Raw genomic sequence first — 25919 nt, 5'->3', positions numbered from 1 at the left:
CGGGCTCAGAATGAGAGCCGCAGGATGTCGTTGTAGAACGCGAGCCCCATCAGGGCCGCCAGCATCATGAGGCCGACGTACTGGCCCGCGATCTGGACGCGCTCGCTTACCGGACTGCCTTTGATCAGCTCGATAAGGTAATACAGCAGGTGTCCGCCGTCCAAGACGGGGATCGGCAGCAGGTTCATGATCGCGAGCGCGAGCGAGATGATCGCGAGAAATTGCAGGAACCATGCAAGGCCGAGCTGGGCGGACCCGTTGGCGAAGCGCGCGATCGTGATCGGGCCGGACAGGTTCTCGAGGCTGGCCTGGCCAAACACGATCATCTTGAGCATGTTGAGCGAGCTGGCCGTGACGTCCCAGGTTTCCGCGAACGCGCGAGGAACGGCCGCGAGCGGCCCGTAGCGCAGCGTCGCATCGTGGGCGTCCGGCGGGGCGATGCCGATGATCAGGCGCGACCTGCCGTCGGCCTCGGTGACGCGGGTCGGAGCGACCTCGAACGACAGCGTCTCGGCGCCGCGCTGCGCGCGGATCGCCAGTTGTGGAGTCTTCGAGGATTCCTCGGCGATGAGCGTGCCGATGTCGCCGAAACCCGCGACGGCGCGACCGTTGATGTCGAGGATGCGGTCTCCTGCGGCGAGCCCGGCGGCGGCCGCCGGCTTGCCGCGTTCGGCCTTGCCGACCACCGGCGCGAGTTCGCGCGGGGCCAGGCTCAGGCCGATGCGGTCGAACAGCTGGCGCTCGCCGACGTCGGGGCCGAGCGAACTGAAGGCGAGCGTGCGGCGGGTCTCGGCGCCGGTGGCGGTCACGACCTCGACGACGGTGTCGCGGCGCCCGACGGCCGACTCGCCGAGCTTCTGCAGCGCCTTGCTCCACGAGTCGATCGGGTCGCCGTTGACGGTGACGATGCGGTCGCCCGCGAGCATGCCGGCCTCGGCGGCGACGCCGGTCGGCGCGGCGACGACCGGCAGGTAGTCGGGCCGGCCGACCACGAACATGAGCCAGAACGCGGCCAGCGCGAACACGAGGTTGAAGGCCGGGCCGGCAGCGGCGATCGCCATGCGCTGCAGCGGCGGCTTGCGGTTGAACGCGGCGTCCACGTCGGCGGCCGGCACGTCGCCCTCGCGTTCATCGAGCATGCGCACGTAGCCGCCGAGCGGGATCGCGGCGATCGCGTACTCGGTGCCGTCGCGGCCGCGGCACATCCACAGCGGCCGGCCGAAGCCGACCGAGAAGCGCAGCACCTTGACGCCGAACCGGCGTGCAATGACGTAGTGCCCGTACTCGTGGAACGTGACCAGGAGGCCCATCGTGACCACCAGCCACCACACGGAACCGAACAGCTCGCTCATCGACGCATCTCGAAAGGGAAACCGGGGGGTGTCAGGCGGCCCGGCGCGCCATGATACGGTGGGCGTGGCGGCGCGCGGTTAAATCACTGTCAAGCAAGGCTTCGAGCCCGGCGACCGGCCCGGCGGGCAGGTCGGCGAGGCAGGATTCGATGACCTCCGCAATCGCCGTGAAGGCGAGGCGCCCCTCGAGGAATGCGGCGACCGCCTCCTCGTTGGCGGCGTTGAGCGTGGTCGGCGCGGTGCCGCCGGCGCGAAGGGCGTCGTAGGCGAGGTCGAGGCAGCGGAACGTCGCCCGGTCGGGGGCCTCGAAACCGAGCTGGGCCGTGCGCACGAGGTCGAGCGCCGCCACGCCCGCGTCGAGGCGCTCGGGCCAGGCCAGCCCGTAGGCGATCGCCGTGCGCATGTCCGGGTTGCCGAGCTGGGCGAGCAGCGAGCCGTCCACGTACTCGACCAGCGAGTGGATGATGCTCTGCGGATGCACGACCACGTCGATCGCATCGGCCGGCGCGTCGAACAGGAAGTGCGCCTCGATGACCTCGAGGCCCTTGTTCATGAGCGTGGCCGAGTCGACCGAGATCTTGCGGCCCATGCTCCAGTTCGGATGCGCGCAGGCCATCGCCGGCGTGACGCGCGCGAGCTCGTCGCGCGTGCGGCCGCGGAACGGCCCGCCCGAGGCCGTCAGCACGATGCGGCGCACGCCCGCGCGGCCGAGGTCCGGACGTCCGCCCGGCAGGCACTGGAACACCGCGTTGTGCTCGGAATCGATCGGCAGCAGGTCGCCACCGCCTTCGGCCAGCGCCGCGGCCAGCAGCGGCCCGGCCATGACGATGGCCTCCTTGTTGGCCAGCAGCAGGCGCTTGCCCGCGCGCGCCGCGGCGAGCGTCGAGGCGAGGCCGGCCGCGCCGACGATCGCGGCGACGACGATGTCGGCATCACCGCCCGCGGCGGCCTCGACCAGCGCATCGGGTCCGGCCAGCACGCGCGTGGCGACGCCGGCAGCGACGAGGCGCGCACGCAGTTCGGGCTCGCAGGCGGGATCGGCGATGACGGCGAGGTCGGGGCGGAAACGTTCGCACAGCGTCGCCAGCGCCTCGACGTTGCGGTGCGCGGCCAGCACGCTGGCACGGAAACGATCCGGGTGCCGCGCGATCACGTCGAGCGTGCTCGCGCCGATCGAGCCGGTCGCGCCGAGGACCGCGACGCGCTTCATGCCGGCAGCGTCAGGTCGATGAGGGCCTTGCCGATCGCGAACACCGGGATGGCCGCGAACACGCCGTCGAGGCGGTCGAGCATGCCGCCGTGGCCCGGGAAGATCGCGCCCGAATCCTTCACGCCGGCCTGGCGCTTGAGCAGGCTCTCGAACAGGTCGCCGACGATCGAGACGACCACCACGAGCACGGTCAGCACGAGCAGCGCGACGAGGTCGGCGCCGCGCTCGCCGAGCAGCGTCGCGCAGGCGAGCGCGAACAGCGCCGTGCCGGCCATCGCGCCCCAGGCGCCTTCACGCGTCTTGCCGGGGCTGACGCGTGGCGCGAGCTTGGTACGGCCGAAGCGGCGACCCGCGAAGTAGGCGAACGAATCGGCGGCCCAGACCAGCGACAGCGCGAACAGCGTCCACACCGGGCCCAGCGACGGGTGGCCGTGGATCTGCATGAGGCCGGCCCAGGCCGGCACGAGCGCGAACAGGCCCGCGATGAGCTTGAGCGAACGGTTCGTGCGCACGGGCGACGCGCCGAACGAGAAGTGGCGCAGCCAGACCGCCGCGACCAGCCACCAGGCCACGCCGAGGCCGATCACGATCCACCACAGCGGCGTCTCGCGCGCGAACCACAGGCCCGCCAGCGCGGTGGCGACGAGCACGGTCGTGGCGATGCGCATGGCCTGCGAGGTGACGCCGGCGAGCGCCGTCCACTCCCACCACGCGATGAGCCAGGTGATGCCGACGATCGCCGCGAACAGCGGCGTCGGCGAGAACAGGATGATCGACACCGCGAGCGCGGCGAGGACGAGTCCGGTCAGGATGCGTTGCTTCATGCGGTTCCCCCCTCAGCCTGCGGCCGCGACCTGTTCGGACGTCATGCCGTAACGGCGCTCGCGCCGTGCGAACTCGCGCAGTGCCGCATCGAGCACCTCGGCGTCGACGTCGGGCCACAGCGTATCGATGAACACGAGCTCGGCATAGGCGACCTGCCAGAGCAGGAAATTGCTGATGCGCAGCTCGCCGCCCGTGCGCAGGAACAGGTCGACGGGCGGCTGGTCGTGCAGGCTGAAGAACGGCGAGAGCGAAGCCTCGTCGATCGTGGCGGGATCGAGCGTGCCCGCGACGGCGGCTTCGGCAGCGCGGCGCGCAGCCTGCGCGATGTCCCAGCGGCCCCCGTAGTTGACCGCGACGTTGGCGTGCAGCGCGCGGTTGCCGGCCGTGCGCGCCATCGCCTGCTGCATGCGTTCGCGCAGCTCGGTCGAGAACGCGGAGAGGTCGCCGATGAAGCTGATGCGCACGCCGTTGGCGTGCAGTTCGTCGACTTCGCGGTCCAGCGCCTTGAGGAACAGCTGCATGAGCGCGCCGACCTCGCCCTCGGGGCGCTTCCAGTTCTCGCTTGAGAACGCGAACAGGGTCAGCGAACCGATGCCGCGGCGCAGGCAGAACTCGACCGTCGCGCGCAGCGACTTCTGGCCTTCGCGGTGACCGACGGTACGCGGCAGCAGGCGACGCTGCGCCCAGCGGCCGTTGCCATCCATGACGATGGCGAGGTGGCGCGGGACGCGTGTCGTGGCGGGGGCTTCGCTGGCGGAGGCCATGCGTTCGGCTCGGCGGGCGATCCTCAGATCGCCATGAGCTCGTCTTCCTTGGCCTTGACCACGCCGTCGACATCCTTGACGAAGCGGTCGGTCAGCTTCTGGACCTCCTCCTCGGCGCGGTGCTCCTCGTCCTCGCTGATCTTCTTGTCCTTGAGGAGTTCCTTGAGCGTGTGGATCGCGTCGCGGCGGATGTTGCGGATCGCGACCTTGGCGTTCTCGCCCTCGCCGGCGACGTGCTTGGAGAGCTCCTTGCGGCGCTGTTCGGTGAGCGCGGGAAGGTTGATGCGGATGACCTGGCCCATCGTGTTCGGGGTGAGGCCGAGGTTGGAGGCGAGGATCGCCTTCTCGACCGCGCCGACCATGTTCTTCTCGTAGGGCGTGATCGTCAGCGACCGCGCATCGACCACGGCGACGTTGGCGACCTGGTTGAGCGGCACGTCGGAGCCGTAGTAGGACACCTGCAGCGGTTCGACGATCGCCACGCTGGCACGTCCCGTGCGCAGGTGCGCGAGGTCGTGGCGCAGCGACTCGACGCTCTTGGTCATGCGCGTCTGGGTGTCCTTCTTGATGTCTTCGAGCATGGTCGTGTCCTGCGTAGGGCTTAGCCGGCGGAGTATAGCAGCGCGTCCGCGGACGGCCGCCGCGGGGGGCGGGGTGCGCTCAGCGCGTGTTGCTGACCAGCGTGCCGACGGGCTCGCCGCGCATGAGGCGCATGAGGTCGCCCGCGCGCGACATGTCGTAGATGCGCAGCGGGATGCGGTGATCGCGGCACAGCGCGATCGCGCTGGTGTCCATGACCTGCAGGTTGCGCTGGATCACCTCGTCGTAGGTGAGGTGGTCGTAGCGCGTCGCGGTGGGATCCTTGGCCGGATCGGCCGTGTAGACGCCGTCGACCTTGGTGGCCTTGAGCAGCAGGCCTGCGCCGATCTCGATCGCGCGCAGCGCGGCCGCCGAGTCGGTCGTGAAGAACGGGTTGCCGGTCCCGGCCGCGAACAGCGCGATGCGGCCCTTCTCGAGGTGGCGGATCGCACGGCGGCGGATGAAGTCTTCGCAGACCTCGTTGATCTTGATCGCGCTCATCGTGCGCGCGGTTCCGCCGGCCTTCTCGATCGCGTCCTGCATCGCGAGCGCGTTCATGACCGTCGCGAGCATGCCCATGTGGTCGCCGGTGACCCGGTCCATGCCGGAGGCCGCGAGGCCCGCGCCACGGAAGATGTTGCCGCCGCCGATCACCACGCCCACCTGCACACCGACGCGCTGCACCTCGATGATCTCGCGCGCGAGCCGGCTGATGACCTTGGGATCGATGCCGTAGTCGGCCTCGCCCATCAGCGCCTCGCCGGAGAGTTTCAGAAGGATGCGCTTGAACTTGATCTCGGGCATGACGGCTCTCCGGGCTGCGGGCAAACCGATGCAGTATAGCGGCCGCCGTGCCACGCCCTCAAAAAAACCCGTGGTCACCCGCGGGTTTTTCGTCGCAGCCACGGAGAGACTTTCGGCGCCGTCGCTTCTGCCGGCTTGAATCGCCTCGACAAACCGGATCCAGCCGAAAGGCAGACTCTCGACGAGGCCGTGAGTCACTCCCGAGTGCGGCCAGGGATGGCCGCTTATGGCGCCGCGGCCGAAGCACGTAACCCGGGACGAGCCCTGATCGCCAAGAGCAGCGGCCGCTTCTGGAGCTGCATCCTGAGCACGAGATCCAGGAGCAATCCTTGTTAGCCAAGACCAGTGATCAAGGACGATCGCAAAAGGGCTTCCACCGCCCACAAAAAAGCCCGCGGTCACCCGCGGGCTTCTCATTGAATCAAGGTCGTCTTCACTGCCTCGGGGTATGAAATCGCCCCATCGAAGCGCATCCAACCCCAGCATCACGCTTCAACGAAACCGTGCGTCACTCCCGAGTGCGGCCAGGGATGGCCGCTTCCGGCGCCCGTGCGGAGTGAAGCATGCCGCACGATCCTCGACCGCCACGGTGTGGCGATCAGGGACGATCGCAAGAACCTCAGGCCAGGCCCGCCTGCTTCATGACCTCGGCCGCGTAGTCCTCGACGACCTTCTCGATGCCTTCGCCGACCGCGATGCGGTGGAAGGTCACGACTTCGGCGCCTTCCTTCTTGAGCACGGCGCCGACGGTCTCGTTGGTGTCGAGCACGTACGGCTGGCCCGTCAGCGTGACCTCGTTGACGATCTTGGCGATCTTGCCGCTGATGATCTTCTCGAGGATCTCGGCCGGCTTGGCCTTGTCCTTGTCGGTCATCTTGGCGAGTTCGATTTCCTTTTCCTTGGCGACGAACTCGGCCGGGACGTCCTTCTCGGCGATGTACGGCGGGTTCATCGCGGCGATGTGCATCGCGAGGCCGCGCGCGAGGTCGGCGGAACCACCCTTGACCTCGACGAGCACGCCGATGCGGCCACCGTGCAGGTAGCCGGCGACCGTGTTGGCGCTGTCGATGCGCACGAGGCGACGCACCTGCACGTTCTCGCCGACCTTGGCGATGACCGCGGCGCGTGCTTCCTCGACCGTGCCGCCACCCGCGTACGCGGCGCCCTTGAGCGCCTCGACGTCGGCGGCGCCGAGCGCGGCCTTGGCGACGTTGTCGGCGAAGGCGAGGAAGTTCTCGTCCTTGGCGACGAAGTCGGTCTCGCTGTTGACCTCGACGAGCACGGCCTTGCCGGCGTCCTGGGCGAGCACGATGCGACCTTCGGCGGCGACGCGGTCGGCCTTCTTGTCGGCCTTGGCGAGGCCCTGCTTGCGCAGCCACTCGATCGCGGCTTCGATATTGCCGTCGTTCTGGGACAGCGCCTTCTTGCATTCCATCATGCCGGCACCGGAACGCTCGCGCAGTTCCTTGACCATCTGTGCGGTGATTTCCATCGGAGAACCTCGATTGGCTTGCGGTGCGCGGCGCGCACCGGAGGATGACGCGGGTCCGCCGCGCGCAGGGCGGCGACGTCGCGGTGCCCAGCGTGGCCGGGCCGCGTGACCTGCATGTTTCGGCTGCGCGGCGACCGGCTGGGCGGTCGCCGCGCGAGGTAACGCTTACTCGGAAGCCGACTCGCCCGGCTTGCCGTCGCGCTTGCCACCCGGACCGCCCGGACCACGGCGGCCGGCCGGCGCGCCGGCACCACGCTTGGCGGCCGGAGCCTTGCCACGCGGCGCTTGGCGGCGACGGTCGTCGGCGGCCTTGGCGACGGGGTTGCCTTCGCCGTCGAGTTCGACGAACTCGTCGTTGTTGACGGCGACGGCCGGCGCGGCGGCCTTGCCCTCGAGCACGGCGTCGGCGACGGCGCTGGTGTAGAGCTGCACGGCGCGGATCGCGTCGTCGTTGCCCGGGATCGCGTAATCGACGAGGCTCGGGTCGTAGTTGGTGTCGACCACGGCGACGACCGGGATGCCGAGCTTCTTGGCTTCCTGGATCGCGATGTTCTCGTGGCCGATGTCGATCACGAACAGCGCGTCCGGCAGGCGCGGCATGTCCTTGATGCCGCCGAGCGACTTCTCGAGCTTCTCGCGCTCACGTTCGATCTGCAGCACCTCGTGCTTGACGAGCTTGCCGAAGCTGCCGTCGCTGGCCATCGCCTCGATTTCCTTGAGGCGCGCGATCGACTGCTTGACCGTGCGGAAGTTGGTCAGCATGCCGCCGAGCCAGCGGGCCGCGACGTACGGCTGGCCGCAGCGCGTGGCTTCTTCCTTCACGGCTTCGCGCGCCGAGCGCTTGGTGCCGACGAACAGCAGCGTGCCGCGCTTCTGCGCGAGGCCCGACACGAAGTTCATCGCATCGTTGAACAGCGGCAGCGTCTTCTCGAGGTTGATGATGTGGATGCGACCGCGCGCGCCGAAGATGTACGGCGACATGCGGGGATTCCAGTAGCGCGTCTGGTGGCCGAAGTGGACGCCCGCTTCGAGCATCTGGCGCATGGTGACCTGAGGCATGGTGGTGCTCCATAGGGGACAACCGCGCATGTGTGTTGGCGCGGGTTGCCCGGGGTTGGACCTCCACGTACCCGCCGCCTGCGACCTCGCGAACGAGGCACCCCGAAGACGGTGACGGTACGTGTGCGGATTCGGCGAGGATCGCCGTGCGGTCCCGGGCGTGACGCACGGGGCCGCTTTTCGTTTGCGGTCAACAACCTACGTTGCGGGCCGACAAATCCGTACAATTCTACCCCGCCACACGTTCCCGCCACAAGACACCTTATTCCCATGCCCGTAACGATCAAGACCCCCGAGCAGATCGAGAAGATGCGCGTCGCCGGCCGCCTGGCTGCCGAGGTGCTCGAGATGATCGCGCCGCACGTCAAGCCCGGGGTCAGCACCGAGGAGCTCGACCGCATCTGCCACGACTACATCGTCGACGTGCAGAAGGCGATCCCCGCCAACGTCGGCTACAAGGGTTTCCCGAAGACCCTCTGCACGTCGGTCAACCACGTCATCTGCCACGGCATCCCGAGCCCGTCGAAGGTGCTCAAGGACGGCGATATCATCAACATCGACGTCACGGTCATCAGGGACGGCTGGCACGGCGACACGAGTCGCATGTATTTCGTCGGGCAGCCCTCGGTGCTCGCGCGCCGGCTCGTCGAGACGACACGCGACGCGATGCTGCACGGGATCGCGCAGGTGCGGCCCGGCGCCACGCTCGGCGACATCGGCCACGCCATCCAGAAGTTCGCCGAGGCGGAGAAGTTCTCGGTCGTGCGCGAGTACTGCGGCCACGGCATCGGCCAGATCTACCACGAGGATCCGCAGGTGCTGCACTACGGCCAGGCCGGCGCCGGCCTCGAGCTGCGCAAGGGCATGACCTTCACGGTCGAGCCGATGATCAACGCCGGCAAGCCGCAGACGCGCCTGCTTCCCGACGGCTGGACCGTGGTCACGCGCGACCATTCGCTGTCGGCGCAGTGGGAGCACACGATCGCCGTCACCGACGACGGCTTCGAGATCCTCACGCCCTGGCCGCAGGCGGCCTGAGGCCCGCCGTGCCGGCCGCCGCCGACCCCGCCGCGCGCATTCCCGCGCTGCCGAGGCTCGCGGCGCCGGTGCCGCGGACCGGCGTGGTCGGTCCGTCGCGGCTCGCACTGCGGCAATACCTCACCGACTACGACCGCGACCTTGCCGGCGCCTTCCGCGACGGCGTGCCGGCGGTCGCCGTCGTGCGTGCGCGCGCCGACGCGGTCGACCGCGTGCTCGGCTACGCCTGGCAGGCCTGGCTCGGCGACACCGGGCAGGCCGCGCTGCTCGCAGTCGGCGGCTTCGGCCGTGGCGAGTTGTTTCCGTATTCGGACGTCGACCTGCTGATCCTCACGGTGGGCGCTCCGGATGCGCGCGTCGTGCGCGCGATCGAGGCGTTCTCGGCCTGCCTGTGGGACCTCGGCATGAAGCCGGGGCTCGCCGTGCGCGACCTCGAGGGCTGCCGCACGCTCGCCGCCGAGGACGTCAGCGTCTACACGAACCTGCTCGAGGCGCGTCATCTGGACGGTGCGCGACCGCTCGCCGATGCACTGCTGTCGCGCCTGCCCGACGAGTCGCTGTGGACGGCGGCGCGCTTCTTCGCGGCCAAGCAAGCCGAGCAGGCGGTGCGTCACCAGCGTTTCGGCGACACCGCCTACAACCTCGAGCCGCATCTCAAGGAAGGCCCTGGCGGCCTGCGCGACCTGCAGATGATCCGCTGGCTCGGCCGCGCGCTGACCGGTGCCGCCGATCCCGCCACGATGATCGAGGCCGGCCTGCTCGACGCCGGCGAAAGCGACGCGCTCGCCGCCGCGCAGGCCACGCTGTTCCGCATCCGCTACGCGCTGCACCTGCTCGCCGGGCGCGCCGAGGAGCGCCTGCTGTTCGACTACCAGCGCGACCTCGCGCGCACGCTCGGCTACCGCGACGAGCACGCCGACAACCTCGGCGTCGAGCAGTGCATGCAGGAGTATTACCGTGCCGCGCGGCGCATCGCGGGCGCCAACGAGGAGCTCCTCGCGCGCTGCGCCGAACTGCTCGCGCCGACCGCGTCCACCGCGCAGGTGCTGCCGGGCGGTTTCGTGCGCATCGGCGACCGCCTCGACGTGGTCGACACGGAGACGCTGCATGCGCATCCGGGCAAGCTGATCGAACTCTACGCGCTGCTCGCGAGCGAGCCCGGCGTGCGCGGCCTGCGCGCCGGCGCGCTGCGTCAGGTGCGCCTCGCGCTCGCCGATCCTTCGCTGGACTTCGAGGATTCCTCGGTCTTCGCCGCGCTGCGTGCATTGCTCGAGCGTGGTGCGCCGGCCGTCGAATCGCTCGTCGCAATGGCGCGCCACGGCGTGCTCGCGCGCCTCGTTCCGGGCTTCGCGCGCGTCACCGGGCGCATGCAGTACGACCTGTTCCACGTCTACACGGTCGACGAGCACACGCTGCGCGTGCTGCGCTTCATGGCGCGCTTCGCGGGCGACGACGGCGCGCGCGACTTCGCGCTCGCCCACGCGGTGTTCGGTCGCCTGCCGGACGTCTCGCTGCTGCTGCTCGCGGGCCTGTTCCACGACATCGCCAAGGGCCGTGGCGGCGACCACTCGGTGCTCGGCGAGGACGATGCGCGCGCGTTCTGCGCGAAGCTCGGCCTTGGCGCCGCCGCGACGAACCTCGTGGCCTGGCTCGTGCGCTGGCACCTTGTCATGAGCGTGACCGCGCAGCGCCAGGACATCACCGATCCCGAGGTCGTGCACCGTTTCGCCGCGCAGGTCGGCGACTGGGAGCACCTGGACTATCTCTACGTGCTCACCGTCGCCGACATCAACGGCACCAGCCCGAAGCTCTGGAACGGCTGGCGCGACCGCCTGCTCGCCGACCTCTATTCGGCGACGCGTTACGTGCTGCGCCAGGCCTCGGGCGAGTTGCCCGTTGCCGACGATCGCGTCGCCGAGACGCGCCTGCGCGCGCACGCGCTGCTCGCCGCGCGCGGGTTGCCGGCCGAAACCACAGAGCGCATCTGGGCCGACTTCCCGAAGGAAAGCTTTCTGCGCTACCGGCCCGAGCAGATCGCCTGGCAGACCGCCGCGATCGCCGGCCACGACGATCCCGCGCGTGCGCTCGTGCGCATCGACCCGCGCGGCGTGCGCGGCACGACCGAGGTGTTCGTGCACTCGCGCGATCGCGACGGCCTGTTCGCGACGATCACCGCCGTGCTCGACCGTTTCCATCTCAATGTCGTCGAGGCGCGCATCGTCGCTTCGGATTCGGGCACCGTGTTCGACACGTTCCTCGTGCTCGACGTCAACGGCAAGCCGCTGCTCGATTCCGGGTCGGTCGCCGACGTCGAGCGCGCGCTCGATGCGGCGCTCGCGCGTGCGTCGCTCGACGAGGCGCCGGTGCGTCGCGCGCTGCCGCGTGCACTCAGGCATTTCCCGATGGCGCCGCGCGTGACGTTCGGCGACGACGGTACGCGCACGCGCGTCGGCCTGGTCTGTTCGGATCGCCCGGGCCTGCTCGCCTCGGTCGCGCAGATCTTCCGTTCGCGCGGCCTGCGCGTGCATGATGCGCGCATCGCGACCTTCGGCGAACGCGTCGAAGACTTCTTCCACCTCACCGACGACAGCGACCGTCCGCTCGACGCGGCCGCGCAGGACGGCCTGCGTGCCGCGCTCATCGACCGGCTCGACACGCGTCCCGCGCCGGAGAACACGCCCCGCCATGCCGCCTCTTGAGAACCTCGTCGACGACGCCTGGGAGCGTCGCGCCGCACTCGACGACCACGAGATCGAATCCAGCATCCGCCCCGCCGTCGAGCAGGCGCTCGACCTGCTCGAGCGCGGCGAACGTCGCGTCGCCGAGCCGGACGGCGAGGGCGGCTGGCGCGTCAACGCGTGGCTCAAGAAGGCCGTGCTGCTGTATTTCCGCCTCAACGCGAACCGCGTCATGGACGGCGGCCCGTCGCAGGCCTGGGACAAGGTGCCGCTGCGCTTCGGCGATGCCGGTGCGGAAGGCTTCGGCGAGCTCGGTGCGCGCGTCGTGCCGGGCGCGCTCGTGCGCCGCGGCGCGCATGTCGCGAAGGACGCCGTGCTGATGCCGAGCTACGTCAACATCGGCGCGCACGTCGGCGCCGGCACGATGGTCGACACCTGGGCCACGGTCGGCTCGTGTGCGCAGATCGGCGCGCGCGTGCATCTGTCCGGCGGCGTCGGCATCGGCGGCGTGCTCGAGCCGCTGCAGGCCTCGCCGACGATCATCGAGGACGACTGCTTCATCGGCGCGCGCTCGGAGGTCGTCGAGGGCGTCGTCGTCGAGCGTGGCAGCGTGATCGGCATGGGCGTGTTCCTCGGCCAGTCGACGCGCATCTACGACCGCGCGAAGGGCACGGTCAGCTACGGCCGCGTGCCGGCCGGCAGTGTCGTCGTCGCCGGTTCGCTGCCCGCGGCCGACGGCAGCCACAGCCTCTACGCCGCCGTGATCGTCAAGCAGGTCGACGAGAAGACGCGCGCCAAGACCGGCATCAACGAACTGCTGAGGGCCTGACCCATGAGTCTGGAGGTTTACGGCCTCGCCAAGTGCAGCACCTGCCAGAAGGCGCGCACGTGGCTCGATCGCCACGGTGTCGCGCATCGCTTCGTCGACTACCGCGACGAGCGCGTGCCCGCGCCGACGCTGAAGGCCTGGGCCGCCCAGGTCGGCGGCTTCGAGAAGCTCGTCAACCGCACCGGCATGACGTGGCGAAACCTGCCGGCAGCGCGCAAGTCGCCCGGCTCGGATGCCGAGTGGACGCTGCTGATCAAGGAGTACCCGGCGCTCGTGCGCCGTCCGGTCGCGGTCGCGGCCGACGGCACGATCACGCTCGGTTTCACCGACAAGCTCTACGGCAAGCTGTTCGGCGCCGCGCCCGCGGCGTGAGCCTGGTGCGTCGACGTGCGCGGCACGCCGACGCCGTCCGTACCGATCGAAGCCCTTCGCCATGACCGAACCCGCCGCATCCGCCGTCGTCGAGCTCACCAGCGACCTGATCCGCCGGCGTTCGGTCACGCCCGACGACGCCGGCTGCCAGGCGCTGCTCGCGGAACGCCTCGCGACGGCGGGCTTCGCGATCGAGCATCTGCGCTTCGGCGAGGTCGACAACCTGTGGGCGACCCACGGCCACGAAGGCCCGGTGCTCGTGCTGCTCGGCCACACCGACGTCGTGCCGACCGGGCCGCTCGAGGCCTGGTCGAGCGATCCATTCGAGCCGGTCGTGCGCGACGGCTGCCTGTACGGCCGCGGCGCGGCCGACATGAAGTCGGGCGTGGCCGCGATGACGGTCGCGCTCGAGGCCTTCGTGCGCGCGCATCCGGATCATCCCGGCACGGTCGCGCTGCTCGTGACGAGCGACGAGGAGGGCCCGTCGGTCGATGGCGTGCGGCGCGTCGCCGAGCTTTTCCGCGAGCGCGGCCAGCGCATCGACTGGTGCATCGTCGGCGAGCCGTCCTCGCGCGACGTGCTCGGCGACCTCATCCGCGTCGGCCGGCGCGGCTCGATGACCGGGCACCTCGTCGTGCACGGCGTGCAAGGCCACGTCGCCTATCCCGAGAAGGCGCTCAATCCGGTGCATGCGGCCGCGCCGGCGCTCGCCGAGCTCGTCGCGACGCGCTGGGACGAAGGCAACGAGGGTTTCCCGCCGACCTCGTTCCAGATCCCGAACCTGCACGCCGGCACCGGCGCCAACAACGTGATCCCGGGCCGTCTCGAACTTGCATTCAATTTCCGCTTCGGCACGGCGAGTACGCCGGAGTCGCTGCGTGCGCGCGTCGAGGCGTGCCTGCACCGGCACGGCCTCGACGTCACGCTGGACTGGGAGGTCTCGGGCCTGCCGTTCCTGACGAAGGACGGGGTCCTGCGACGTGCCGTGGTCGACGTGCTGCGCGAGCACTGCGGCAGCGAGCCCGAGCAGAGCACCGGTGGTGGCACCTCGGACGGGCGCTTCATTGCGCCGCTCGGCGCCGAAGTCGTCGAGTTCGGGCCTGTCAACGCGAGCATCCACAAGATCGATGAACACGTCCGGGTCGACGACCTCGAGCGCCTGCCCGGAGTGTTCGAAGCGATCCTGCGGCGCCTCCTCGTTGAGTGACGGCGTGGGCATCCCCGGTGGTCCCGGGATGCGGGCGCGCGAGGTTCGTGCTATTAATCGTCCGCTTGGGCGACGCGAAAGCGGTGCCGGATCCGGGGGCGGCCACGTCGCTCCGGTCCCGCCGGGACGGCGGGTGCATGGGATCCGCGCCAGGGGCGCGTCGGCGACAGGGCGCTGAGGGATCGCGCGCGAAACCCGGCGGAGTGGCCGGAGCCGATCTGGGGTAGTCGTGTTGGTTCGCGAGAATCGTCCGTTGCATCTGCGCGTGTTCCATTGGCCCGTCCTTGTCGTCGCCTTGCTCGCGACCCTCGCCACGGCGACGGCGCTCGGCCTCGATTTCACGCCGCGCGGCACCCAGCCCGGGCTGCTCTGGGGACTCGAGGAGCCGGACTCCTGCTCGTCCTGCCACCGCGGGTTCTCGGGCAACGCGCCCGGTTTCATGCCGCACAGCACGTGGGGCGGCTCGATGATGGCCAACGCCGCGCGCGACCCGCTGTTCTGGGCCGCACTCGACGTCGCCAACAAGGATGTCCCCGGCGTGGGTGATTACTGCCTGCGCTGCCACACGCCCCCGGGCTGGCTGGGAGGTCGCGTGGTCAAGGCCGTCGGTGGCGGCAGCAGCGGTCCGGGCGGCGCGAGCGGCTGCCAGCTCACTGGCAACTACTCCGCGTCCGACTGGAAGGGCAACGACTACTCGGGCGTCACCTGCCATTTCTGCCATCGCATGCTGCCGACCGGCCCCGCCGGCGAGCCCGGCATGATCGGCAACGCGAACATCTGGGTCGACAATTCGACCGAATGCAACACGCCGGACGGATCGAGCTACGGCGGCCCGTGCCGCCACGGTCCGTACTCGTACACCAACGGCACGCTCGACCCGCCGCATGGCTGGAAGCACTCCGCGTACCACTCCGATTCGGCGATCTGCGGCACCTGCCACGACGTCTCGACGCCGGATACCGACGCGGGCCCGCTCAAGACCCTCGTGCTCGAGGGCGGTGTCACGACCACGCGCCCGATGCCGATCGAGCGGACCTACTCGGAATGGAAGGCCAGCCTGTTCGCCGACGCGATCTTCCGCGACGGCGTCGGTGACGGCCCGACCGGAATGCCCGCGATCGCCAAGGCCCAGCACTGCCAGGCCTGCCACATGAAATCGTCGGAAGACCCCGCCGCGAAGGCCTGCAGCCAGAACCCGGACGGATCGCGGACCGGCAACCTGCCGATCCACGAGTTCGTCGGTGCGAACGCCTGGGTGCCGGCGATCATCAAGCGCGAGTACGCCACGCCGGGCTTCGGTCGCGAGGACGATTTCGATCGCACCATCGCCAGCGCGCGCGCGATGCTGCAGTCGAGCGCGGACGTGCAGACCACGATCACCTCGTACACCGCGCCGACCGCTTCGGTCCCGGGCTCGATCGGCGTGCGCGTCAAGGTCACCAACCTCAGCGGCCACAAGCTGCCGACCGGCTACGCGGAAGGCCGCCGCATGTGGCTCAACGTCAAGGCGCTCACGCCTGCCAATGCGGTCGTCGCCGAAAGCGCCGCCTACGACGCCACCACCGCCGTGCTGACGATGGACGCGCAGGCCAAGGTCTACGAGACGCTGCAGGGCATCTGGACGCCGGGTTCGCCGGGCGAGTGCGTGACCGAGGTCGGCGGCAAGAAGAAGTTCCACTTCGTGCTCAACAACTGCATCCGCAAGGACAACCGCATTCCGCCGCTCGGCTTCCGCCCGAAGAGTCCGACGGATCCGAACGGCGACGAGATGCGCCCGGTCGCGCACACCTATCCGGAGACGTCGCCCGGTTCCGGCACGCTGGTCAACTACGACGTCACCGACTACACGTTCACGTTGCCGGCCGGTACCGCGCGCCCGATCCGCGTCGAAGCCAGGCTCAACTTCCAGATCTCGAGCAAGGACTACATCGAGTTCCTGCGCGACCAGGCCGTCACCGCGCCGGTCATCCCGGCCGAGAACACGATGTGCTCCGGTGGGCCCGACCGCCCGTTCACGGTGGGTCCGCAGTCGCTGTCACGCGGCGAGTACATGTACGAACTCTGGTCGAATCCCGTCTACGGCAAGTCGCCGCCGGAGACCGCGGGCAACGTTTCCAGTGCGACGACGACGAACTGACATGACCGCCTTCCGCCTCTTCACCGTCGCCCGTCTCGGTCTCGCCGCGATCGCGATCGCCTGCGTTTCGGGCTGTTCCGGTCCGGCCGTCCGCGGGGCGGCCGAGGCCGGCGAGCCCGTCGCCGACCTCTCGCCGCTCTCGGCCTCGGCAGGTGTCGGTGGCGGCGCTGTGCGCACCGATGTCGCGTCGGCGGGCATCCGGCTGCCCGACTACGTGCCCGTGCGTCGCTACCACGACGTGTTCACGCTGGACGGCGCGAACCGCAAGGTCGTGGTCGAGTACGGCTGGGACTACAAGGCCGGGCTGGTCGTGGAGCACGTCTACGACGAGGCGGGCCACGAGCTGTCGCGCACCGAGAAGCCCGGTTACACGCTCAATTTCACCGATCGCGAGCTCGAACTCGCGATCGCACTCGCCCGCGAGGACGCGCAGCTCGCCCCGCTGCTCACCGCGGACGGACTCAACTACTACGCGGGTTTCCCCTACCGCGAGGCATCCGACCAGGGATGCCAGGAACGTTCGCGATGCGTGCACGTCATCGTGTCGGCCGGCGACGGCCAGCGCCATGTCGCACACGCGATCGTCGACCTGATGACGCGTCGCGTCATCCATGCCCAACTCGATCCGGAACGGGGCCCGGACCCGCCGCCCCGGTCGTCCTGAAGACTCGGAGAACACTCGTGTCGAACAACGTATTGCGGTGGTGTGCAGCGCTGCTGCTGCTCGTGGTCGCCCATTTTCCCACCGGCGCGCACGCGGCCGGTGCCGATTGCGCGGCGTGGGGCGGCACGCTCCTGAAGTGGCCGGCCAGCCAGCCGGTCTGGGAAATGTGCTGGGTGCGTCCGGGCAACAGCGTCGGCGTGCAGGGTTCCGGCCTCGAGCTGCGTGACGTGCACTACAACGGCATCCTCGTCGCCAAGCGCATGCACGCGCCGATCCTGTTCGCCGAATACCGCGGCAGCAACACCTGCTACCGCGACTGGAAGGATGCCGATGCGCGCTTCGTGGCCTCGCCGCCCGTGCGCAACCAGCTCGGCGTGCCGACGCCGTTCCTCGCCACGACGAGCTGCGACGTCTCGACCCAGCCGACCGCGTCATACGGATCCTGCCCGTTCGCGAACGCGCCGGGCACCTCGTTCACGTCTGCGGACTGCATCGGCTCCCCCGGTGGCGTCGCGATCGAGGACATGGGCGACCACGTCGTGCTCACGACGCAGTATTCGGCCAGCTGGTACCAGTACACGAGCCGCTTCGTGTTCTGGGCGAACGGCGACATCCAGCCCGAGTTCGGCTTCGGCAACTCGAACGGCACCAACAACAACCTCACGCACTGGCACCACAACTACTGGCGCTTCGATTTCGACATCGACGGCGCCGACAACAACGCGATCCTCGCCAACGGCCAGCCGCAGTCGACCGAGTTCACCGGCCTGCGCAGCCTGACCGGCGGTCCCGATGGTGGCCCGACGCACTGGGATGTCGTCACGAACAAGGGCGGTTTCGGCTACCGCATCGTGTCGGGCTCGGGGGACTACACGCCACCCAACGAATCGGGCCGCAACTTCCACACCGTCGACGTGATCGGCAGCGTGTTCAAGAACAACGAGTACTCGGACAAGGCCAACAACAACCTCAGCGACTGCGAGATGGTCGCGACCAACATCGCCAACAACGAGGCGATCGCCGACAACGACGTCGTGTTCTGGTACCGCCTCAGCGTGCGCGATGCCAATGGCAACAACTGGCCGGCCGGCTGCAGTGGCGGCAGCTGCGAGCCCCAGAACTCGATGGTGTGCAAGCAGGGCGGTCCCACAATCACGCGCGTCGGTGACTGGCCGATCTTCCGCGGCGACTTCGAGTGAGCGTATCGTCGGGCCTTTCCCTTCCCTGGTAGCGATCCATGAACCGTCTCCTCGCCGTTTCCATCGCCGTCGCGTTCGCCGCGGTCGTCCCATCCCCCCATGCGGATGCCGCCGACGCGACGCCGGGTGCCTCCGCGCAGGCCCAGACCTGGGCCGCGTGGGGCGGCACGGTGGGCATCCGCTGGAATCGTGAACTTGCTGGCGACATCGGCCTCGGCCTCGGCGAGGCGCGTTCGGTGCTCGATGGACTGAGCTGGCGCGAGCACGAGCGTTTCGAGCTGCGCCGCTCGGGCAGCCTCGAGTTCCACGTCGTGAGCGGCAGTCTCGCCGCGTTCGCGGGAGGTTCCGTGCAGGCGCGCGGCGGCTACGTGATCGCGACGGGCGGCGGCGACATCGACCTGACCGATTTCCGCCTGCGCCCGCGCGAGCACGACCCGCTGATCCTCGACATCGTCGGGGCCGACGGCAAGGCGTGGTTCTACATCGATCGCCTCATGTACGAACTGGTCGACGACAACAAGGTTCTCGCCGTGCGCACGATGGACCTGCGCATCAGCCGTGACCTCGCGGTGCGCCTCGGCCACCCCGAGGTCGCCGACTGGGCGATCGCGGACATGGAGATGAGCACCGAGGTGCAGCGCCAGGGAGCCAATCCGCAACAGCCCGCAGGCGGTTACCGCTGGCACGGCACCGCCTCGAGCGGCGGCACCTACCAGGCCGACCTGTTCATGCAGACCTTCGGCACGCAGTACAGCCGCTGCGACGGCTGCACGGGCGAGGGCGGCAACGGGCGTGTCGTGTTCACGCCGTCGTCGACGCTCAAGAACAACGTCAACAACGGCACCTCGCAGGCGACGATCCCGGGCGACCCGCGCGGCACGAGCGCGGCGCTCTGGTCGGCGGACATCCCGTGGTTCGGCAAGTTCTCGGGCATCTTCGCGCCGTACAACAACGACCAGCATCCGTACCTGATCTGGAACCTCTACCGCTTCAACGCGGATGGCACGATCGACCAGATCGGCCGTTCGGGCGTCAAGCACGCGTTCCTGACCACCAACACAGGCTGCATCCAGAACCCCGGCAACAACCACGTGCTCGGCCTCGGCTGCACGGACACCTACGGCACCGGCAACAACGACAGCAGCTCCGACCTCGGGCCGCGTTCGGAGATCATCCCGGCGACCAACCAGTGGGGCCGTTGCGGCTCGATCTACGACACCAACTGCGACGGCGTCCAGAATGCCGGCGGCAACAGCCAGTACGACCAGCGCCTCGTCGTGCGCGAGTCGCAGTTCAGCGGTCCCGCGCAGGCCGGTGCGACCTACCAGTTCGAGTCGTGGTACCTCGCGCGCCAGGACATCGACATCTACAACTCGATGGCGAGCAAGCGCGCGACGTTCACGCGCAATTCGACGAGCTGGAGTGTCGGCGCGAACGACCAGTACCGCCTCGGTCCCGTGATCGACCGCTGGGTCGACCCGGCCAACCCGGGCGCGAACGCGCGCTCGGTCGAGCTCGCCGGCACCGAGGGGCACACCAAGGTCGCGGTGAAGGCCACCGACCTCGGCAATGGCAGCTGGCGTTACGACTACGTCGTCATGAACCTCGATTTCGCACGCGCGAAGACGTCGGGTGCCGAGCCGAACCTGCGTGTCATCCACAACTTCGGTTTCGACCGCTTCGGCGTCCCGGTACCCGCCGGCACGACCCTCACGAACGTGGTGTTCAGCGACGGCGACCTCGATGCGGCCAACGACTGGACGTTCTCGTCCGACGGCGGTGTCGCGACCTGGACCGCGCCGGTGAATCCGGCGCCGATCGCGGACGTACCTGCGGTGCTGAACCCCCTCAACTGGGGCACGATGTTCCGCTTCTCGTTCGTCGCACCGGTCTCGCCGGGCGAGGTGACCGCCTCGCTGCGCGTCGCGGAGGCCGGTACGCCGGCAGCCTACGATGCCGGCGTGCTCGCACCGGTCGCGCCGCTTCCCGATCCGATCTTCGTGGACGGCTTCGAAAGCGCACCCTGAGGTCGCCGTGTGCACGACGCCCCGTCGAGGGGCCGTCGTGCCTCAGCGGGGTCTGAAGGCGAGCACGTGGCGCGCGGGTCCCGGCAGGAACGGGGTCGGCGTGCCGTCGACCCAGTCGGCATGGCCGGAGGCATGGAACGGCGACAGCGGGTGGCCGCTCTGGCCGCCCGGCATCTGGAAGTAGCCGTTCTCCTCGTCGCCCGGCGCCACGGCGAATCGTTCCGAGGCGCCGAACGAGGGCCCTTGCACGCGCGGCAGGTTGGCGTCGCCCGGCAGGGCGTCGGCCGGCATGTCGAGCCAGCGCGCTGCCCAGCCGGGCAGCACGCGTGACAGCGGATGGCGGATGCGCGCCGTGTTGCGTGCGCCCCAGGTCTGCGCGGCGAGTCCGCCCTCGCGGGCATCCAGCCGCTGCACCACGCGATCCGCGCTTTCGAGCATGAGCACTTCCCAATCGGCCGGACCGGGCGGCAGCAGGTGCACGGGTTTCGCCTCGAGCAGCATCCACACGGCATGCTCGGCCTGGCCCAGCTTGGGCATCGTGAAATCGGCGTGCTGCACGCGTACGGCGGCAGCGAAGCCGTCGAGCACGCGCGAGGTCACCTCGTCGCGCCACTCGCGCACGACCCGGTAGGCGACCGAACCCGTCGACGCGTGGCCGCTCCAGTCCGCGAGCGCCTCGCGCAGGCGCGTGCGCGAGGGCGTCGCCTCCGCGGAGGCGAGCAGCGCGTCGAGCCTCGCGTGCCAGCGCTCGAGGAACAGTGCGCGGTCGTCGAGCTGGATCGCGAGCATGTCCGCGGCCGCGAACCGCCCGCGCGCGAGCATGCCGTCGCGGATCTGGCGTTGCCGCGCACCGAGGTCGTAACCGCCGTCGCCGAAGACCTCGAGCTGGTGTCCCTCCGGCAGCAGGCGGGCGTTCGCGGTCCACAGGCGGTCACCCGGCGGATTGCGCACGAGCGGGTAGGCCTCGGGTTCGAGCCAGCCCGCCCAGCCCGTGCCGGCGTGGCTCCAGTCCATCGGCCGGCGCGGATCGTCATGCCCGAGTCGCTGCGGAATGCGTCCGGCGATCGTCCAGGCGATGTTGCCGGCGCGATCGCCGACGACGAGGTTCTGCGCTGGCATGCCGCAACGCTGCGCGATCATGACGGCCTCGTCGACGCCGGTGGCCGCCTCGAGCTGCAGCAGGTCGAGGTTGACGGCACCTTCGCGATGCGCGGTCCACGCGAGCGCGAGCGGGGTGCCGTCGGCATCGGTCGCCGTGATCGGTCCCCAGCGGGTCTCGCGCACCTCGAGCGTCTCGTCGTCGCCGCCGTGTACGCGCAACCTCTCCACGTGCGTCACGATCGCCTCGCTGCCCTCCGGTGTCGCATAGCGGTCGGCATCGCCTTCGACCGCAGGCACGCGCACCCAGTCGGTGAAGTCGCCGTAGCTGTTCGTGAAGGCCCATGCGACATGGCGGTTGCTGCCCGCGACGATCGCCGGCGCCCCCGGCAGGCTCGCGCCGGTCACGTCGATCGCCTCGCCCGGGCGGCGCGGATCGGGGTACACGAGGCGCGCCCTGAACCACAGGTTCGGCGCGCGCAACTGCAGGTGCATGTCGTTGGCGACGAGGGCCGCTCCACCGGTCAGGCTGCGGCCCACGGCGGCGCTGTTGCTGCCGGGCACGATGCCGCTCGATGGCTCGGTGCCGCGCAGCAGCGACGGATCGAGTGCGCGCAGGTCGAGTTCGTCCGCAGAAGGAAGCGCGGGCCACGCCAGCGACGGACCTTGCAGGGGGGCATCCCAGTCGCCACCCGACGCCGTGAGGAATGCGACCGCGGAGGCAGGCAACGCCGCGTCGAGGTAGGAGAACCCGAGTTCGCGCGCGTTGCCGGCGTCGTTGAGCGCGAAGTACATCGCGTGGATGACGAGCAGGCTGTCTTCGCTGCGCCATCCGTCGGGCGTCGCGCGCGCGAGCAGGTAGGGGAACGGGCGCACCGGCAGTGCCTCGAGTCCCGCATTGACACCGTCGCGGTACGCGTCGAGCAGGTCGCGGTCGGCCTGCGGGAGCAGGGCGAGGGCCGCCTGCGCGCGAGCGCGCAGACGGTGCACGCGTGCCGCGCGATCGGCTTCGAGCGCGGCACCGCCGAACACGCCGGCGAGTTCGCCGGCGGCCTGCCGGCGCATGAGGTCCATCTCGAAGAAGCGCTCCTGCGCGTGCACGTAGCCCAGTACCCAGGTCACGTCGTGGCGATCTGCCCCGTGCACCGTGACCGTGCCGAGCGCATCGCGCTCGACGCTCGCAGGCGCATGCAGGGCGGTGGAGACGATCTCGCCGTCGAGCCGCGCGAGGCTGCCGCGCAGCGCGAACCAGGCGGCGATGCAGGCCAGTGCGAGGACGACGACGACGGCGAGGCCACTGCGCAGGGCGATGCGTTTCAAGGTCGAGCTCCGGGATGCTGGCGAGGCGGTGACCGCGCGCTGGCGCGGCCACGGCATTCAATACCAGACCCTCGTGGCGCCGGATACCTCGCACGTCCTCGCGATGCCGCGCCTGCATCGCCGCATGGCGGGCGGCCTGCCCGTGACCACCGGCGCGCGGTCCGTCGGCGTGGCGGATCTCCCGCGACGCGGCGCTCCGTCTTCGGTACCCGGCACGCGTGGACGCCCGCCCGCCCTCAGGCCGTCGTCTCGAGACGCTCGACGCGTTGCAGGCCGCGCGGCAGCAGGTTGCCGCGCGTGGCGCGGCCGCCGCCGTACTCGACGAGGTCGGCCCAGCGCAGCACGAGCTTGCGCTGGCCCGCGTAGATCGTGACCTCGCCCTTGCCCTCGGCGACCACCGCGATGCCGGCCACGCGCTCGCCGGCCGACAGCTTCGGCTTCGGGATCTCGACGAGCTTGTTGCCCTTGCCGCCGTTGTCGAGCTCGGGCAGTTCGGCCACCGAGAACATCAGCAGGTGGCCCGCGGTCGTCGCGACGACGATGCGGTCGCGTGCAGAGTCGGCGACCAGCGCCGGCGCGAGCACGCGCGCCTTGTCGTCGAGGTTCATGAGCTGCTTGCCGGCCTTCTTGTTGGCGAGCAGGTTCTCGAAGCGCGTGACGAAGCCGTAGCCGAGGTCCGAGGCGAGCACGAGGCGCGTGGCCGGATCGGCCGCAGCGAGTGCGTCGATGCGTGCGCCGGCCGGCAGGCCGAAGCGGCCGCTGAGCGGCTCGCCGTTGCCGCGTGCCGAGGGCAGCGTGTGCGCGGGGGCCGAATAGCTGCGCCCGGTCGAGTCGATGAAGGCGACGTTCTGGGTCGTGCGGCCCTTCACCGAGGCGAGGTAGGCGTCGCCCTCGCGGTAGCTCAGGCCTGCGGCGTCGATGTCGTGGCCCTTGGCCGCGCGCACCCAGCCCTTCTCGGACAGCACGATCGTGACCGGCTCGCTCGCCACGAGCGCGCTCTCGTCGAGCGCCTGCGCCACCGCACGCGCGACCAGCGGCGAGCGGCGTTCGTCGCCGAAGGCCTTGGCGTCCTCGCGCAGCTCGTCCTTGATGAGTGTCTTCAGGCGCGCCTTGGAATTGAGCAGCACGTTGAGGCGCGCGCGCTCTTCCTCGAGCGCGTCGCGTTCGCCGTTGATCTTCATCTCCTCGAGGCGCGCGAGCTGGCGCAGGCGCGTCTCGAGGATGTAGTCGGTCTGCTCCTCGCTGAGGCCGAAGCGCGCCATGAGCACGGCCTTCGGATCTTCCTCGGTGCGGATGATGCGGATCACCTCGTCGAGGTTGAGGTAGGCGATGCGCAGGCCTTCGAGCAGGTGCAGGCGGCGCTCGACCTTGGCTAGGCGGTGCTGCAGGCGTCGCGTCACCGTGTCGGTGCGGAAGCGCAGCCACTCGCTCAGGATCTGCTTGAGGTTCTTGACCTGCGGACGGCCGTCGAGGCCGATCATGTTGAGGTTGACGCGGAAGCTCTTCTCGAGATCGGTCGTCGCGAACAGGTGCGGCATGATCTCGTCGGCGTCGATGCGGTTCGAGCGCGGCACCAGCACGAGGCGGATCGGGTTCTCGTGGTCGGACTCGTCGCGCAGGTCCTCGATCATCGGCAGCTTCTTGGCGCGCATCTGCGCGGCGAGCTGCTCGATGATCTTCGACGGCGAGACCTGGTAGGGCAGGGCCGTGATGACGATGTTGCCGTCCTCGCGCACGTAGGTCGCGCGCGCACGCACCGAGCCCGTGCCGGTCGTGTACATCGCGACGAGGTCGGCGCGCGGCGTGATGATCTCGGCGGTGGTCGGGTAGTCCGGACCGAGCACGTGTTCGCAGAGGTCGGCGATGCTCGCCTCGGGATCGTCGAGCAGGCGGATGCAGGCGCTGACGATCTCGCGCAGGTTGTGCGGCGGGATGTCGGTGGCCATGCCGACGGCGATGCCGGTGGAGCCGTTGAGCAGCACGTGCGGCACGCGCGCGGGCAGCCACGACGGTTCCTGCTGGGTGCCGTCGTAGTTCGGCGTGAAATCGACGGTGCCCTGGCCGAGCTCCTGCAGCAGCAGTTCGGCGATCGGGGTGAGCTTGGCCTCGGTGTAGCGCATCGCCGCGAACGACTTCGGGTCGTCCGCCGAGCCGAAATTGCCCTGGCCCGTGATCAGCGGGTAGCGGTACGAGAACGGCTGCGTCATCAGCACCATCGCCTCGTAACAGGCGCTGTCACCGTGCGGGTGGTACTTGCCGAGCACCTCGCCGACCGTCAGCGCCGACTTGCGCGGCTTGGCCGTCGCGCCGAGGCCGAGGTCGCTCATCGCGTAGACGATGCGGCGCTGGACCGGCTTGAGGCCGTCGCCGACGAACGGCAGCGCGCGGTCGAGCACCACGTACATCGAATAGTCGAGGTAGGCGCGCTCGGCGTAGTCCTTGAGCGCGATCTGTTCGTAGTTGCCTTGCAGGGTCATGGGTCCACGTGTCGCCCCGGCGGGGCGCCGGGCAAGCGCGGGATTGTGCCGGATCGGGTCCGGCGGCGCACGGCGTCGCGGCGGCACTGCATCGTCCTCGCGAAGGTGGACGCGGCATTGCGCCGCGCGGTGCGAGGACAGCGGATGGCGGGCCGCGCGTGACGCGCGACCCGCCCGGCGATCACTTGAGCAGCGAGCGCAGCATCCAGGCGGTCTTCTCGTGCGCCTCGAGGCGCTGCGTGATGAGGTCGGCGGTCGGCTGGTCGTCGGCCGCGTCGGCGGCCTTGAACGCGGCGCGGCCCGTGCGTGCGGCAGTCTCGTGGCCGTCGACGAGCTGCTGGACCATGTCCTTCCACTCCGGCACGCCGGTCTCTTCCTTGATCGAGGTGAGCTTGCCGAACTGCGTGTACGAACCCGGCGCGTACACGTCGAGGCTGCGGATGCGCTCGGCGATGACGTCGGCGGCCGTCCAGAGCTCGTTGTACTGCGTCTCGAACATCACGTGCAGGCTGTTGAACATCGGCCCGGTGATGTTCCAGTGGAAGTTGTGCGTCTTGAGGTACAGCGAGTACGTGTCGGCGAGCACCTTGGAGAGGTGGTCGGCGATCTTCTTGCGATCCTTCGCGGAGATACCGATATCGATGGCCATGGATCGTTCCTCGAGGCAGGTGGAGTGGCGTCGCGTGGCGGATGGCGCGTGCGTGGCGGTCGTTCGTGCCCGGCCGGGCCGGCGGGCTATCATATGCGGTCCGTCTGAACGGAAAACCAGCGCGTCGTGCGGTCGTCCC

General features: G+C 69.8%; 20 protein-coding genes. 9 read left to right on the top strand and 11 right to left on the bottom strand.

The window, feature by feature from the left end:
- Window positions 1–5 precede the first annotated feature (5 nt).
- The 8 genes from rseP to rpsB form a co-directional block, all read right to left on the bottom strand.
- The gene (rseP, locus tag ACQQ2N_RS00710; protein ID WP_440223747.1) at window positions 6–1352 is read right to left on the bottom strand and encodes an RIP metalloprotease RseP; all 1347 of its coding nucleotides are present in this window, start codon (window positions 1350–1352) and stop codon (window positions 6–8) included.
- A gap of 31 nt (window positions 1353–1383) precedes the next feature.
- Window positions 1384–2562, bottom strand: a complete 1179-nt coding sequence (locus ACQQ2N_RS00705; RefSeq protein WP_440223746.1) for a 1-deoxy-D-xylulose-5-phosphate reductoisomerase — start codon at window positions 2560–2562, stop codon at window positions 1384–1386.
- Window positions 2559–3386, bottom strand: a complete 828-nt coding sequence (locus ACQQ2N_RS00700; RefSeq protein WP_440223745.1) for a phosphatidate cytidylyltransferase — start codon at window positions 3384–3386, stop codon at window positions 2559–2561. Before ACQQ2N_RS00700 ends, ACQQ2N_RS00705 begins: the two co-directional genes overlap by 4 nt.
- A 12-nt stretch (window positions 3387–3398) precedes the next feature.
- Window positions 3399–4151 carry a polyprenyl diphosphate synthase gene (gene uppS / locus ACQQ2N_RS00695; RefSeq protein ID WP_440223744.1) on the bottom strand — a complete coding sequence of 251 codons (753 nt, stop codon included), beginning with the start codon at window positions 4149–4151 and terminating at the stop codon, window positions 3399–3401.
- A gap of 23 nt (window positions 4152–4174) precedes the next feature.
- The gene (frr, locus tag ACQQ2N_RS00690) at window positions 4175–4732 is read right to left on the bottom strand and encodes a ribosome recycling factor (RefSeq protein WP_440223743.1); all 558 of its coding nucleotides are present in this window, start codon (window positions 4730–4732) and stop codon (window positions 4175–4177) included.
- A gap of 79 nt (window positions 4733–4811) precedes the next feature.
- On the bottom strand, window positions 4812–5534 hold the full coding sequence (pyrH, locus tag ACQQ2N_RS00685) for a UMP kinase (RefSeq protein WP_440223741.1): 723 nt from the start codon (window positions 5532–5534) through the stop codon (window positions 4812–4814).
- A gap of 619 nt (window positions 5535–6153) precedes the next feature.
- Complete coding sequence (gene tsf, locus ACQQ2N_RS00680; RefSeq protein ID WP_440223740.1) at window positions 6154–7026, bottom strand: translation elongation factor Ts; 873 nt, start codon at window positions 7024–7026, stop codon at window positions 6154–6156.
- A 165-nt stretch (window positions 7027–7191) separates the two neighbouring features.
- Entirely contained in the window at window positions 7192–8085 is an 894-nt protein-coding gene (gene rpsB / locus ACQQ2N_RS00675; protein WP_440223739.1) for a 30S ribosomal protein S2, read from the bottom strand.
- Window positions 8086–8355: 270 nt separating this feature from the next.
- Here rpsB and map point away from each other — a divergent pair, with 270 nt between their 5' ends.
- The 9 genes from map to ACQQ2N_RS00630 all read left to right on the top strand — a co-directional run bounded on the left by map (window position 8356) and on the right by ACQQ2N_RS00630 (window position 20236).
- Window positions 8356–9123 (top strand): type I methionyl aminopeptidase, encoded by a 768-nt coding sequence (gene map / locus ACQQ2N_RS00670; protein ID WP_440223738.1) that lies wholly within the window; start codon window positions 8356–8358, stop codon window positions 9121–9123.
- An 8-nt stretch (window positions 9124–9131) separates the two neighbouring features.
- Entirely contained in the window at window positions 9132–11822 is a 2691-nt protein-coding gene (glnD, locus tag ACQQ2N_RS00665; RefSeq protein ID WP_440223737.1) for a [protein-PII] uridylyltransferase, read from the top strand.
- A complete protein-coding gene (gene dapD, locus ACQQ2N_RS00660) occupies window positions 11752–12630 on the top strand; it encodes a 2,3,4,5-tetrahydropyridine-2,6-dicarboxylate N-succinyltransferase (RefSeq protein ID WP_440223736.1) in 879 nt (292 codons plus the stop codon). The genes glnD and dapD overlap by 71 nt, the downstream gene beginning before the upstream one ends.
- A 3-nt stretch (window positions 12631–12633) precedes the next feature.
- Window positions 12634–13002 (top strand): Spx/MgsR family RNA polymerase-binding regulatory protein, encoded by a 369-nt coding sequence (locus tag ACQQ2N_RS00655; protein ID WP_440223735.1) that lies wholly within the window; start codon window positions 12634–12636, stop codon window positions 13000–13002.
- A gap of 61 nt (window positions 13003–13063) precedes the next feature.
- Window positions 13064–14209 carry a succinyl-diaminopimelate desuccinylase gene (dapE, locus tag ACQQ2N_RS00650; RefSeq protein ID WP_440223734.1) on the top strand — a complete coding sequence of 382 codons (1146 nt, stop codon included), beginning with the start codon at window positions 13064–13066 and terminating at the stop codon, window positions 14207–14209.
- 265 nt (window positions 14210–14474) lie between these two features.
- Window positions 14475–16346: a hypothetical protein gene (locus ACQQ2N_RS00645; RefSeq protein WP_440223733.1), complete on the top strand. Its 1872-nt coding sequence runs from the start codon at window positions 14475–14477 to the stop codon at window positions 16344–16346.
- Between the two features lies 1 nt (window position 16347).
- Window positions 16348–17010, top strand: coding sequence for a hypothetical protein (locus tag ACQQ2N_RS00640; RefSeq protein ID WP_440223732.1), 663 nt, complete (start codon window positions 16348–16350; stop codon window positions 17008–17010).
- 17 nt (window positions 17011–17027) lie between these two features.
- Window positions 17028–18209 carry a hypothetical protein gene (locus ACQQ2N_RS00635; RefSeq protein WP_440223731.1) on the top strand — a complete coding sequence of 394 codons (1182 nt, stop codon included), beginning with the start codon at window positions 17028–17030 and terminating at the stop codon, window positions 18207–18209.
- A gap of 38 nt (window positions 18210–18247) precedes the next feature.
- The gene (locus ACQQ2N_RS00630; RefSeq protein ID WP_440223730.1) at window positions 18248–20236 is read left to right on the top strand and encodes a hypothetical protein; all 1989 of its coding nucleotides are present in this window, start codon (window positions 18248–18250) and stop codon (window positions 20234–20236) included.
- A 42-nt stretch (window positions 20237–20278) separates the two neighbouring features.
- Here ACQQ2N_RS00630 and ACQQ2N_RS00625 read toward each other — a convergent pair whose 3' ends face one another.
- The 3 genes from ACQQ2N_RS00625 to ACQQ2N_RS00615 form a co-directional block, all read right to left on the bottom strand.
- Window positions 20279–22654, bottom strand: coding sequence for a penicillin acylase family protein (locus ACQQ2N_RS00625; protein ID WP_440223729.1), 2376 nt, complete (start codon window positions 22652–22654; stop codon window positions 20279–20281).
- A 236-nt stretch (window positions 22655–22890) separates the two neighbouring features.
- The gene (gene parC / locus ACQQ2N_RS00620) at window positions 22891–25131 is read right to left on the bottom strand and encodes a DNA topoisomerase IV subunit A (RefSeq protein WP_440223728.1); all 2241 of its coding nucleotides are present in this window, start codon (window positions 25129–25131) and stop codon (window positions 22891–22893) included.
- A gap of 181 nt (window positions 25132–25312) precedes the next feature.
- Window positions 25313–25780 carry a Dps family protein gene (locus ACQQ2N_RS00615; protein WP_440223727.1) on the bottom strand — a complete coding sequence of 156 codons (468 nt, stop codon included), beginning with the start codon at window positions 25778–25780 and terminating at the stop codon, window positions 25313–25315.
- Between the last annotated feature and the right edge of the window lie 139 nt (window positions 25781–25919).

This window comes from Dokdonella aquatica (assembly GCF_051987395.1).
Classification (GTDB): domain Bacteria; phylum Pseudomonadota; class Gammaproteobacteria; order Xanthomonadales; family Rhodanobacteraceae; genus Dokdonella.
Note: the sequence above shows the minus strand (reverse complement) of the source record. Positions and strands in the feature narration are given on the sequence as shown.